Origin of the sequence: Ferruginibacter sp. SUN106, assembly GCF_050611765.1 — a bacterium.
Classification (GTDB): domain Bacteria; phylum Bacteroidota; class Bacteroidia; order Chitinophagales; family Chitinophagaceae; genus Ferruginibacter.
This window is the reverse complement of sequence record NZ_JBODJC010000002.1, coordinates 838929-851731: the sequence shown is the minus strand read 5'-3', so window position 1 is coordinate 851731 and position 12803 is coordinate 838929. Positions and strand designations below refer to the sequence as shown.

The window sequence follows — 12803 nt, the reverse complement described above, 5'->3', positions numbered from 1 at the left end:
ACTAAAATTTGTTAAACTGTTGCAGCGGGAGTTTTTAATTTATTCAGAAAACCATCCAGTATGGTATTGAACTCTCCGGGTACTTCCATCATTGGGGCATGGCCGCATTTATCTACAAAGTGTAATTCGCTGTTTGGAATTAAGCGGTTAAATTCTTTGCCTACAAATGGCGGCGTGATGGTATCGTTATTGCCCCAGATAAGGCAGGTAGGTTGTTTTATTTCCCTTAATTCTTCGCCTAAATTATTACGGATAGCACTTTTGGCCAATGCAATAATTTTAATCACTTTTAAGCGGTTATTAGTGATCTCAAACACTTCATCCACCAGTTCTTCTGTTGCTAAGTCGGGATTATAAAAAGTAAGTTGTGTTTTTTTACGAATATATTCTTTATCGCCACGTTTGGGGTAGCTATCGCCCATTCCGTTTTCAAATAAGCCCGAACTGCCGGTTAGTATCAATGATTTTACTCTTTCGGGATGTTTTAAAACATATACTAAGCCCACATGGCCACCAAGCGAATTGCCCAATAAATGAATATTATTATAGTTGCGATGTTCTATAAAACGGGCTACAAATTTTTGTAAACCACCAACAGAAGTATGCAACAGATCAAGTTCCAGCAATGGTAATAATGGCACCACTACTTTATTGGTTTTTCTAAAATGTTCTATCAGGTCGGCAAAGTTACTTAGTGCACCAAATAAACCGTGTAACAGCATCAGCGGCTCGCCTTCCCCTTCCTCAATAAATTTAAACTTGCCGTCTTGTTTTATTTCGTAACTCATCGATTAGTTAAATGGTTTTCTGATTGTTAGGTTATATCAGGAACTGCAAAATACGTTAAATAAGATAAGCTTTAAAATTAATGCTGCATTTTGTTACTGATGGTGCCGAAAAATGTTTCCAGGTCAGCAAACATGTCTTTAAAAACAGGAATCACTTTTGCAAAATTATTGATTACTACCGGTCCCCAGGGTTGTACAAAACTATAGGTTTGCGAAGCCTGGATAGCTTCCGGCTTTATCAAATGAATATTTTCGGCATAAAATAAAAAAACACTGAAAATAATAATATATAAAACGGCATAAAAAATTATTCCACCCAGGCGGTTTACCCAACCCAGCAAAGCCATCTGAAAAGTTTTTTCAATGATCTTTCCGCCCCAGTTTACCAGTAATACCACCGCAAGAAATACAATGGCAAAAGATAAAAAGGGTAACCATTGAGCAGAAACTTTTGCATTTTCTCCCAGCCAACCTGCCACCACACTTGAAAATTTTAATGCTGCTGCAAGGCCGATAATAAAAGCCACGATTGAAAACAAGGCAATGATCAAGCCCTTTTGATAGCCTTTTATGCAGGCCAGTATCATCAGTATAGCAAAAACAACATCAACCATATAGAGATTTTGGATTGCAGATTTTAGATGTATGATTTTTCTCTGATTACACTGTCTTTAGTAAATCCAATATCATAAATCACAAATCATTACTTCGCCAGCAATTCTTTTACAATACTACTGATTGTTTTTCCATCGGCAAGGCCGGCCAATTGCTTGCTGGCAACCCCCATTACTTTGCCCATATCTGCAGGTGAAGCGGCACCTGTTTCTGCAATTATTTTTTCAATGGCCGTTTTTATTTCGGCTTCACTTAATTGTTTAGGTAAAAATTTCTCAATGATCGCCATTTCTTCTTTTTCCTTTACAGCTAAATCGGCACGGCCTTGTTTTTCAAAAATTTCCAGGCTATCCCTGCGCTGCTTCATCATCTTTTGTAAAAATTTTTGTTCCGTGGCTTCATCAATTTCACCACCTGCACCGGGTTCTGTTTTGGCTTTTATAATTTCAGCTTTTATAGCCCTTAAGCCACGTAATGTTGCTTCATCTTTTGCTTTCATGGCTTCTTTCATCTCAGCCATTATTTGTTGTTCTAATGCCATTGTTGGTATCTTTTAAAATTGTTAGTGAATGAATAAACTTCAAGTTGCAAGCTTCAAGGGATAAGCATACCGGTTAAATTCTCTTTTTTTCCCTTGTAGCTTTTCCCCTTGCGGCTTTTTATAAATTGCCAGTGAATGAATAAGGTTTAAGTTGCAAGCTTCAAGGGATAAGCATGCCGGTTAAATTCTCTTTTTCTCCCTTGTAGCTTTTCCCCCTGCGGCTTTTTATAAATTGCCAGTGAATGAATAAGCTTCAAGTTGCAAGCTTCAAGGGATAAGCATGCCGGTTAAATTCTCTTTTTCTCCCTTATAGCTTTTCCCCTTGCGGCCTTTTATAAATTGCCAGTGAATGAATAAGCTTCAAGTTGTAAGCTTCAAGGGATAAGCATGCCGGTTAAACTTTCTTTCTTGTCCCTTGCGGCTTTTCCCCTTGCAGCTATTTACTTATTCTCCTTTATCTGCGATGCCCTGAATTTTTCAAAGAATGATTTGGCAAATTTTTTCATGTCGTCACTCATTTCCTGTTGCTGTGTGGCTCTTTTAAAACTATCTGCCATACCCATCAGCATCTGGTAATAAAAGTCGGCCATTTCATCCACCATCATGTCTTTGGTCCACAGATCAATACGAAGGGCTGTTTTATCGGCGCCATCCCAAAAAGCTACCGACATTGCTTTTGCTTTTTGAGCCATATCTGCTGCACTATCACTGGCCACCCAACTGATTTGTTCCGGTACTTTATTCGGGTCCAGTAAGATGTCAATTTTTATACTTGATTGATTCATAAATTGTAATAACTGATTTGATGATTAACTGAGCTTTTGATCGGGTGCAAAGTTAACTGGTTTATGAAAAAGAACAGGAGAGAGTTTTGTAGAAATGGTAAATCAGTTATTCTGTGCATTTTAATACCGATTGCCATATTGTAGCAGCAGTGGCGGCCCAGTTATAAAGTTCAACCTGCTTACTGCTCTTTGCTATTAATTCGTTACGCTTATTTTCATCTTTAAAAAGCAGCATCATTTTATCGGCAACGTCATTAAAGTCTTTCGGGTTGATGTATACCGCAGCATCACCACAAATTTCTTTTATGGCAGCTGAGTTACCTGTAATTACAGGCACATCAGTCTGCATAGCTTCTGTTACCGCACCCGCAAAACTTTCATACACTGATGGATAAACCAATGCGTAAGCTGCTGCTGTGATCTTTGCTATTGTTGCTGCAGGCAACTGATCTATAACCTTCGCTTCATTACGGTATTTAAAGCTACCAAGGCTTTTAATTAACTCTTTGTCTGTAACTGCAGCCGTTGATGCAATGATCAACTGCATATTGCTTTTCTGCCTTTTCTTAAAAAAAGAAAAGGCTTTTAAAAGTGTGATCAGGTTTTGCTGCGGATGAATAGGGCCCGAGTATAAAAAATATTCCAGGCCTTCGGCATAGGTTGCTTTGATAACTTCTTTTTCCTGCCAGCTTACCGGTTTAAAATTTTCATTAACGCCATAGTATGCTACACCAACTTTGTCGCCAGCTATTGTATAAGTGTCGGTAATTTGTTGTTTTGAAAATTGTGATGTAGTGACGATAGCTTTTGCCTTAGTGAGAAATTGTAGCGTATTGTTTTTATAAAAACGACACCAGCTTTTTGTATATAATTCGGGGTGATGCAAAAAAGACAGCTCATTTACAATTATACATTGTGGTACTTTGGTGCGTAAAGAACAATAGCCACCGGCACTCACAAATACATCCGCTTTATGCCTGCGTAAAACAGCAGGTATTTTATAATTCAGCTGGTATTGAAGTAGTAATAGATTTTTTGCAGTAGCGCCAATAATAACTGTACTGATATTTTTTGATGTGAGATGCTTTTCATCAAAGCCCTTATCAGCAATATATATAAACCGGTGCTGTGGAAATTGCTGTGCTAATCTTGAAAAACATTCAAAAATGAAATTGCTATCCGAAAAATGCGATGTTGTAAAACTGGTATTAACTGCAATAACCATGGAGAATAGATAAGCTTCAACAAATAATGTAATTAACCAGGCGGTTGGCTAAAAATAAAAAGCATCAACTACGTTGTAGTTTTTTGCCACTAATGACACGAATTTTCACTAATGAAGCATTATTATTCGTGGAAATTCGTGTCATTAGTGGCAAGATTAATTCACAAAGTGAATTTTAATGAACTGACGAAAAACTATTTTAATATTTTCACTTTTACTGTTTCAATCCTGGTGTCACTTACATTTAAAATATCAAATTCGTAGTGGCCAAAAATGATGCGGTCTTTTTGTTTGGGTATCGATTCGTTGTTCTGAATAATATAACCCGATAATGTTTCCGCACCTTCTTCTTCAGGAAATTCAAGGTGGTATTTTTCGGTGATATAATCCAGTTCTAACCTGCCACTGAAAATAAATTCATTAGCCGATAATTGTTTTTCTACAAACTCTTCCGTGTCGTATTCATCTTTAATATCACCAAAAATCTCTTCTAAAATATCTTCCATTGTTACAATGCCTGCAGTGCCGCCAAATTCATCAATTACCCAGGCAATACTTTTTCTTTCTTTACTGAATTTGTTCATCAGGTCGGTGGCGCTCATACTTTCAGGCACAGTAGGTATGGGCAGTAATACTTCTTTTACTGTAGCCGGATTTTTAAAAAGGTCTAATTGATGAATGTAACCAATAATACTATCAATATTGTTTTCGTATACTACCAGTTTACTCAGCTGTGTATTAATGAATTTATCTTTTACGGCTTCAATAGAAGTAGTGCTTTCAACGCCTTCAATTTCCCTGCGTGGAATAAGGCATTCTCTTAATTTTACTTCACTGAGTGATAAGGCATTTTCAAAAAGTTCTTTATTGATCTCGTTATTATCTTCTTCTTCGTGGCCTTTACTTTGCTGTAAAAAATGTTCCAGGTCAATTTTACTGAACACTTCTTTTTTCTCATTCAGTTTTACATCAAACAAATGCTTCAAGGTCCATTCGGCAATGTTTACAAAAAAAGCTGCAGTGGAAGAAAGCAACCAGTAAAAAAAGCTGGCTATATAGCTGATGATTCCATTACTTAAGATCTCATTATTTCTTGCCCTGAAAAAAGCCTTGAACATAAACTCTACAAAAAGCAATATCAATGTAGAGAGTACTGTTTCTACAAATAGCTTAATATACTTTACATATTCAGATAAAGAAGGCGACAGTTTTGAGGCGATCCAGTCCCATACCGGTGCCAGCATGCCGCCAATTAATAAACCATAAATAACTAAAACTACATTAACGCCAACCAATGTGGTGCCAATAAAACGGGTGGGTTTATCGGAGTAGGCGCCCCAGATCTTGCCACTGGCAGTGCCCTGCTTCCTGTTTAATTCAATAGATAACTTATTAGCAGATACAAATGCTATTTCAATACCCGAGAAAAAGCCGATGAGTATTAAAGCGCCTATAATTGCTATGAGTGCCGTCCAGTCCATAGTATAAAAATAAGGAAGAAAAAACAAATGCCCGTCGGGGGCGTTTTAACGCTTATTGATAAAACCGAATATGATCATTTCAGCTTCAATGCAAGCTTTTTGCAGATCATCATTTACAACGATCTTATTAAAATGATCTTTAAAAGACAATTCGTAAGAAGCTTTGTTTACCCTTGCCGCCAGCGACTCGGCAGTTTCGGTGCCACGGCTTTCCAAACGTTTTTTTAATTCATCTACCGAAGGCGGTTCGATAAATAAACTTAAAGTAGTTTCAGGAAATTGCTGCTGTACATGAATAGCGCCTTTTACATCAATATCTAAAACAGGAATTTTATTATCATTCCATATTTTTTCCAGCTCCGATTTTAAAGTGCCGTAATATTTTCCTTCGTACACCATTTCCCATTCTACAAATTCGTTGTGTTGTATCTTTTGTTTAAAATCATCAGCGCTCATAAAATGATAATCCACGCCATTTTTTTCTGTTCCTCTTGCCTGCCTGGTAGCAGCGGAAACAGAAAAAGCAAGTTGCGGAAAACGTTGCATCAGGTGACGGGTAATAGAAGTTTTACCGGCGCCTGAAGGTGCAGTAATGATGATGATTTTATTTTGGTACAAGCCCATAAGCAAAGAAAAGGTTTATAGATCAATTAGGACTGAAATGTAAAACCAGCGGCACAGTAGTGGCAGTGCTGGTTAAGGTCATTTCAATATCCGAAATTGAGGTTATAGTATAAGTGTTAATGGTATTTTTTGTAAGCGAAGTAAGCGTTAATGTTTTTTCATCATCAGCAATGGCAAAAGTGCCCTGCACCGTTATTTTATTGCCCAGTGTAGAACAGAAATAAGTATTATCATTATTAAAAGTCCAGCTGAGAGTTTTAAGCGCTGCTTCCATTTGTATGGCAACAGCAGAATCTTCTTTGGTAATAAAATGCTTATCCAGTGGCGCCAGGTTTTCAACGTTCACACAATCCCATTTTTTTACCAGGTAACCTTTTGTTTTATTCTGGCAGGAAACAAGCAGCAAAATGCAACAAGAACTTATTAATAATAAATAATTTTTCATTGTACTTTTAAACTTGTTTTACCTTATATACTTTACTTACTTTTTATACTCTTTTAATATCTGCACCCAATCTTATCAAACGGTCATCAATATTCTGGTAGCCCCTGTCAATCTGCTCAATATTCTGAATAGTACTTTTGCCTTGTGCACTCAATGCAGCAATCAGCAAGGCCACACCGGCACGTATATCCGGACTGCTCATGGTAATACCACGTAATTTTTGTTCTCTTTCCAAACCAATTACCACGGCACGGTGAGGATCGCATAAAATGATCTGTGCCCCCATATCAATCAGCTTATCTACAAAGAACAAACGGCTCTCAAACATTTTCTGGTGAATGAGTACACTGCCCTTTGCCTGTATAGCAGTTACTAAAACAATACTTAACAGATCGGGAGTAAAGCCCGGCCACGGATGATCGTAGATTGTAAGCACACCACCATCCATATACTTTTGTATCTCGTACATTTCCTGCGAAGGAATATGAATATCATCACCCTTAAAATTCATTTGTATACCCAGCTGCTGAAATTTTTCGGGTATTACGCCTAAATGTTCAATGCCTGCATTTTTAATAGTGATATCGCTCTGCGTCATTGCAGCAAGGCCGATAAAGCTACCTACTTCAATCATATCGGGTAACATGCTGTGTGTGGTACCACCTAAAGCATCCACGCCATCAATCGTTAATAAATTACTGCCCACACCTTTTATTTTTGCCCCCATAGCATTCAGCATGCGGCAAAGTTGCTGCAGGTAAGGTTCGCAGGCTGCATTGTAAATGGTAGTAGTGCCTTTTGCTAACACAGCTGCCATTAAAATATTAGCAGTACCGGTTACGCTGGGTTCATCTAATTGTAATGAAGTGCCTTTTAATTCCTTCGCTTCCAAATGAAAAAATCCGTCTTCATGATAAGAGAATTGGGCACCCAGTTTTTCAAAACCAATGATATGCGTATCCAATCTTCTGCGGCCTATTTTATCGCCACCGGGTTTTGGTATATAGGCTTTTTTAAACCTTGATAACATAGGCCCGGCAAGCATTACAGATCCACGTAACTTGCCGCTTTTTTTATGAAAGGCTTCGCTGTGTAAATAATCCACATCCACATTATCAGCCTGGAAGATGCAGGTATCCCTGCTTACTCTGTCCACCTTTACATTCATTTCTCCCAACAGATCTATCAGCAGGTTTACATCTATAATGTCGGGGATATTTTTAATGGTAACTTTTTCAGCCGTAAGTAATACCGCCGAAATAATTTGCAGCGCTTCGTTTTTTGCACCCTGTGGTGTAATTTCTCCAAAGAGTTTTTTACCGCCTCTTACTTCAAATGATTGCATGTTGTTTTTTTTATTGCACTAATTAAAACGAATTGCCGAATTAGTTATAATTAAAGCAAACGTAAATAAAAAAACCTGACGTTTAAAAGCATCAGGTAAATATTTCTTAATTCGTGTAATTAGATTAATTCGAGCAATTATTTTTAATACCTCTTCTTAAAATTACGGTTGTTGTTATTTCTGTTATCTCCACCACCGCCTCGGTTATTATTCCTGTTATCACCACCACCTCTGTTGTTCCTGTTATCTCTGCCGCCGCCATTATTATTGCGGCTGCCAAAGTTTTTGCGGTATTGCTGACCGCCACGGTTGGTGCCATAATCATCTTCGCTGCGGTTATCAGTACGGTGTTTTACAAACGGACGTGTATTGAATTCCAATTCGCCATGTGTAATAGCCGTTAATTCGCTTTGAATATTATCATCATGCACCAGCTCTTTATGCCAGTTGCTGTAGGTTAATTTCATGTAATAAGCAATGGCATTCGCAAAGCCCTGTTTCTTTTCAGGATTTTCTTCTTTCAAAGCTTTATCAATGATCACTTCAATGTTCTTACCCAAATGATTGAACTTAGGGTATTTTTTCGGGTAAGCCAGTACGTCTGGTTTAGCCTTTAAGGTTTCTCTTGTTGGTATGGGGTAAGGGCTTTCCACATCCAGCGTAAAATCGCTGATCAAAAAAAGATGATCCCATAATTTATGGCGAAAATCTTCCACATTTTTTAAATGCGGATTTAAAAAACCCATCAGTTCAATTACTGCATAGGCATTACGTTGACGTTCTTCCTTATCCTGGATGGTAAGCAGGTATTCCACCATTTTTTGAATGTGGCGTCCATATTCTTTCATTATAAGATGGTTACGACCCGTGTTGTATTCCATTTCATCTACATTTAGCATAATACAAATATACTGAGTTAATACCGTTGAAACAAGCAGCAGCGCTTATATGCCGGTTTTAGGAGGTTTTAAAAAATAGCGTGAGCAAAAGATCATGGCCGCTAATCCGCCGATACTGTCTGCTAACCAATCGGTAAGGTCGTAACTTCTGCCGGGGATAAAGAATTTCTGAATTACCTCTGTAGTATATCCCCAAACCACAGTAGCTAATGCAATTTTAATAAAATAATGCCATTTTTCTTTTTTAGTAAAAGCAACAGATTTTCCAATCGGGTACATGAACAAAAAAGCCAGCACCGCAAATATGCCTACATGGATGAGCTTATCGTAATTGATTTCAATCATCCAGTTGTCGGCCACCGGCAAATCTTCGCCCGGGATGCAAACCAGTGTGAGCACAACAAAAAACCAGGCAATGCCTGGAATAAATTTTTTGATCCCGATTACTTTAAAAGGAGAATTATTTGATGTTGCCATTATAATTATTAAGAAACCAATGCAGTGTATGCCTCAGCATTTAACAATGCCTCCACGGCCGCTGGATTATCCACAGTCATTTTTATCATCCAGCCTTCGCCATAAGGATCGGTATTTACCAATTCCGGTTGTGCTTCCAGCGCAGGGTTTACTTCTGTTATGGTACCGCTTACGGGTAAGAAAAGATCACTTACAGTTTTTACCGCTTCTACTGTTCCAAAAACTTCTTCTGCAGCAAGCGCCTTGCCTTTGGAGCTGATATCTACATAAACAATATCTCCCAGTTCGCCCTGGGCAAATTCGGTAATACCAATAGTGGCAACATTACCTTCTAATGAAATCCATTCGTGGTCTTTGGTGTAGCGCAGGTTGGCAGGAAAAGTCATTTTTTATGGGTTGAAATTTTTATTAATTAATTCGGGTGCAAAATATAGAAAGTTACGGACTAAAAAAAGTTACGGGTTAAAAGGGTTACGGGTTAATTTTGTTGTATATGATTTTATCAATCGCAAACAAATTAACCCGTAACCCGTAACTTTTTTTAGTCCTTATTTTAAAAGTTCTATTCTCATCCTGATATCAGTAAAAGGCCTGTCGCCGGGTGCGGTAGGTACGCTGGCAATTTTATCAATCACTTCAATACCTTTCTCCACTTCTCCAAAAACGGTATAATTCATATCTAAAAATGGAGTACCACCAATAGTTTTATAAGCCAAACGTTTTTCCGCAGAAAACTTGCTTCCCATTTGCGTTTCCATCATATTCAGTTCGTCGTCGCTATATTTTCTCCCTTGCACCAGGTAAAACTGGCAGGCACTACTGGCTTTTTCAGGATTGCCATCTCTTGCAGCAGCCAACACGCCCTTTTTATGAAATAAAGTAGTTCTGAATTCTCCCGGAATCCTGGTCATATCGCCACCGCCGCTGCCGAGCATTTCGCCGGGTTGTGCATTTTTGCTTAAGGGATCACCACCTTGTATCATAAAATCCTTTATCACACGGTGAAATAACAAACTATCAAAAAAATGTTCGTTTACCAGTTTCACAAAATTATCCCTGTGTAATGGGGTAGAATCATATAACCTGATGATCATGTCACCGGAATCGGTCATAAGTTTAACCCTGATGCCTGGTATTTTTTTTAGTACGGGTGGTTTAAACGCAACAGTTTTTTTTACAACAACCGGTTTCTTTTTTATGGGTGCTTTTTTTACCTGGGCACCGGCAAAGGATACGATAAATGATGCCGCTAAAACAGCAAGTACAAGTTTTAATGTCTTCATAAAATGATCAGTCGATAAATTTTTGGTTTTGAAAATACAATAGTATGTGGTCTTTTAAAAAATTTTCCTGTTCTGTCATAATAAAGCCCGGCAATTCTTTCAGTTGTATAAAATGTGGCCAGTTGTCTTCATCGTGGCCCGATAAGGCGTAATAGCCACTGGCCGATAATACGGTACATACCGCAATATGCATCAGGTCTTGTTTTTGTTCTTTGGTAAATTCCTGTTTACCCGTACCCAGTTCCTGTATACCAATTAAAAACAATATACCATCCATATCGGGCTTTATACCAAACCGTTCTTTTAGTTTGATCCGCAGCTTCAGCCATCTTACCTGTAAATCATCTTTCACATGCTCCATGCCGCAAAGATAAATAATATTAGCCCGCAGAAATCGCAGGGGCAGGCAAAGAAGAAATGTATTTGTACACTTCTGCAAGCTGCAGCACTAAAATGTATTTCTGCGAATCTCTGCGATTTCTGCGGGCACATTATTTATCTTTGCCAAAAATTTATAAAGAAGATGTTACAGGTAAATTTTATTCGCCAGAATGTAGAGTTGGTAAAGGAAAGATTAAGCGTAAAAAATTTCGGCGACCTTACCCTTGTTGATAAGGTGGTGGAATTAGACGAACAGGTACGCAGGTTAAAAGTAGAAAGCGAAACCCTGCAGGCTTCCTTAAATGCTGCCAGCAAAGAAATTGGTATGCTGATGGGCAAAGGAGAAAAAGACAAGGCAGAAAGTAAAAGACAGGAAGTTACTTTACATAAATCTTCTTTACAAAATTTAGCACAGCAATTGGCCGATGCAGAAAAATTATTGCAGGAGGAAATTATTAAATTGCCCAACCTGCCACATACCTCTGTTCCTAAAGGCAAAACACCCGAGGAGAATGAAGTGGTAAGAGAAGCTGGTACTAAACCAACGCTTGCTGCCACCGCAACACCACACTGGGAGTTAATAAAACAATACGACCTGGTAGATTTTGAAACCGGTGCCAAGCTTACAGGTAGTGGCTTTCCATTATACAAAGGCAAAGGTGCAAAATTGCAAAGAGCATTAATCCAGTATTTTTTAGATTACAATACAGCGGCAGGCTACACCGAATATTTACCACCACTGATGGTAAATGAAGCTACCGCTTACGGTACCGGCCAGTTACCCGATAAAGAAGGACAGATGTATCACGTAACTGCAGATGGATTTTATATGATACCCACAGCCGAAGTACCGGTAACCAATATTTACAGAGATGAAATTGTAAAAGAAACTGAATTGCCAATAAAAATGACGGCATATACTCCTTGTTTTAGAAGGGAAGCCGGAAGTTTTGGAAGTGATGTAAGAGGATTAAACAGGGTACACCAGTTTGATAAGGTGGAAATAATACAACTGGTACAACCCGATACCAGTTATACAGTACATGAGGAAATGGTATTGCATATTGAAAAATTATTACAGTCCTTAGAATTGCCTTACCGTATTTTAAGATTATGCGGCGGAGATATGAGCTTTACCGGCTCTCTTACTTATGATTTTGAAGTATACAGTGCAGCGCAGCAAAAATGGCTGGAAGTGAGTTCTGTTACCAATTTTGAAACCTTCCAGGCCAACAGGATGAAGATCAGGTATAAAGATGAGAGTAATAAAACACAACTGGTACATACTTTAAACGGTTCATCTTTGGCCTTGCCACGCATAATGGCAGCACTTTTAGAAAATAATCAAACTGAAGCAGGAATTAATTTACCTGCAGTATTGCATAATTATTTTGGCGCAGCAACAATCCGTTAACAAAATAGCGGCGCTGTTTTGACATTCATTTATACGAAACTGCCTATATTTATAATTCCTTAAAACGTATAAAAACAGACAGATGAAAAGAACATTTACAGTTATTGCATTAACGGCTTTAGTTTGGGGTTGTGCTAAAAAATCAACACCAACTGCTTCAACAGGCGGTACTTCTTCAAATTCAGGAAGCGTAGTTAGCGCACCCTCTACTTCGGCAAAATCAGAAACAGGCGTGGCTGGTACAGCACCAGTAGCATCAGTGCCTGCCACACCTGCCGGCACAAGATCTCCCGCAGAAGGAGCGGCTAAATCACCGGAAATGCTTGGCCAGGCAACCTACAATGCTAAATGTGGCAAATGCCATGGTTTAAAAGTTACTACAGACTATACTGTTGAGCGCTGGATAAGTGTAATGCAGGTAATGGCTCCAAAAGCACGTTTAGATGATACTGAAAAAGAAAACGTACTGGCTTATGTAAAAGCTAATGCAAAAAAATAAT

General features: G+C 38.4%; 16 protein-coding genes. 2 read left to right on the top strand and 14 right to left on the bottom strand.

Translation table 11 applies throughout. The features are described from left to right. Window positions 1–11: 11 nt before the first annotated feature. The 14 genes from ACQ334_RS09540 to ACQ334_RS09475 all read right to left on the bottom strand — a co-directional run bounded on the left by ACQ334_RS09540 (window position 12) and on the right by ACQ334_RS09475 (window position 10869). The gene (locus ACQ334_RS09540) at window positions 12–788 is read right to left on the bottom strand and encodes an alpha/beta fold hydrolase (RefSeq protein ID WP_430987970.1); all 777 of its coding nucleotides are present in this window, start codon (window positions 786–788) and stop codon (window positions 12–14) included. A gap of 77 nt (window positions 789–865) precedes the next feature. Continuing rightward, entirely contained in the window at window positions 866–1402 is a 537-nt protein-coding gene (locus tag ACQ334_RS09535; protein WP_430987969.1) for a CvpA family protein, read from the bottom strand. Between the two features lie 89 nt (window positions 1403–1491). Continuing rightward, window positions 1492–1944, bottom strand: coding sequence for a GatB/YqeY domain-containing protein (locus tag ACQ334_RS09530; RefSeq protein ID WP_430987968.1), 453 nt, complete (start codon window positions 1942–1944; stop codon window positions 1492–1494). A 440-nt stretch (window positions 1945–2384) separates the two neighbouring features. Next, window positions 2385–2729 (bottom strand): gliding motility protein GldC, encoded by a 345-nt coding sequence (gldC, locus tag ACQ334_RS09525; RefSeq protein WP_430987967.1) that lies wholly within the window; start codon window positions 2727–2729, stop codon window positions 2385–2387. A 106-nt stretch (window positions 2730–2835) separates the two neighbouring features. Further along, window positions 2836–3954, bottom strand: a complete 1119-nt coding sequence (locus ACQ334_RS09520) for a glycosyltransferase family 4 protein (RefSeq protein ID WP_430987966.1) — start codon at window positions 3952–3954, stop codon at window positions 2836–2838. Between the two features lie 194 nt (window positions 3955–4148). Next, a complete protein-coding gene (locus ACQ334_RS09515) occupies window positions 4149–5435 on the bottom strand; it encodes a hemolysin family protein (RefSeq protein ID WP_430987965.1) in 1287 nt (428 codons plus the stop codon). Between the two features lie 45 nt (window positions 5436–5480). Beyond that, the gene (gene gmk, locus ACQ334_RS09510; RefSeq protein WP_430987964.1) at window positions 5481–6059 is read right to left on the bottom strand and encodes a guanylate kinase; all 579 of its coding nucleotides are present in this window, start codon (window positions 6057–6059) and stop codon (window positions 5481–5483) included. A gap of 22 nt (window positions 6060–6081) precedes the next feature. Further along, window positions 6082–6504 (bottom strand): hypothetical protein, encoded by a 423-nt coding sequence (locus ACQ334_RS09505; protein ID WP_430987963.1) that lies wholly within the window; start codon window positions 6502–6504, stop codon window positions 6082–6084. Between the two features lie 43 nt (window positions 6505–6547). Then, a complete protein-coding gene (murA, locus tag ACQ334_RS09500) occupies window positions 6548–7849 on the bottom strand; it encodes a UDP-N-acetylglucosamine 1-carboxyvinyltransferase (RefSeq protein ID WP_430987962.1) in 1302 nt (433 codons plus the stop codon). A 143-nt stretch (window positions 7850–7992) separates the two neighbouring features. Continuing rightward, window positions 7993–8748 (bottom strand): DUF4290 domain-containing protein, encoded by a 756-nt coding sequence (locus ACQ334_RS09495; RefSeq protein WP_430987961.1) that lies wholly within the window; start codon window positions 8746–8748, stop codon window positions 7993–7995. Window positions 8749–8793: 45 nt separating this feature from the next. Next, entirely contained in the window at window positions 8794–9225 is a 432-nt protein-coding gene (locus tag ACQ334_RS09490) for a VanZ family protein (RefSeq protein ID WP_430987960.1), read from the bottom strand. An 8-nt stretch (window positions 9226–9233) separates the two neighbouring features. Further along, window positions 9234–9611 (bottom strand): glycine cleavage system protein GcvH, encoded by a 378-nt coding sequence (gene gcvH / locus ACQ334_RS09485; RefSeq protein ID WP_430987959.1) that lies wholly within the window; start codon window positions 9609–9611, stop codon window positions 9234–9236. A 162-nt stretch (window positions 9612–9773) separates the two neighbouring features. After that, window positions 9774–10508 (bottom strand): peptidylprolyl isomerase, encoded by a 735-nt coding sequence (locus tag ACQ334_RS09480; RefSeq protein ID WP_430987958.1) that lies wholly within the window; start codon window positions 10506–10508, stop codon window positions 9774–9776. Window positions 10509–10515: 7 nt separating this feature from the next. Next, window positions 10516–10869, bottom strand: a complete 354-nt coding sequence (locus tag ACQ334_RS09475; protein WP_430987957.1) for a hypothetical protein — start codon at window positions 10867–10869, stop codon at window positions 10516–10518. Between the two features lie 162 nt (window positions 10870–11031). Between ACQ334_RS09475 and serS the strand changes: the two genes are divergently transcribed. Beyond that, window positions 11032–12303 carry a serine--tRNA ligase gene (gene serS / locus ACQ334_RS09470; protein ID WP_430987956.1) on the top strand — a complete coding sequence of 424 codons (1272 nt, stop codon included), beginning with the start codon at window positions 11032–11034 and terminating at the stop codon, window positions 12301–12303. 82 nt (window positions 12304–12385) lie between these two features. Further along, window positions 12386–12802, top strand: coding sequence for a hypothetical protein (locus tag ACQ334_RS09465; protein ID WP_430987955.1), 417 nt, complete (start codon window positions 12386–12388; stop codon window positions 12800–12802). Window position 12803 lies beyond the last annotated feature (1 nt).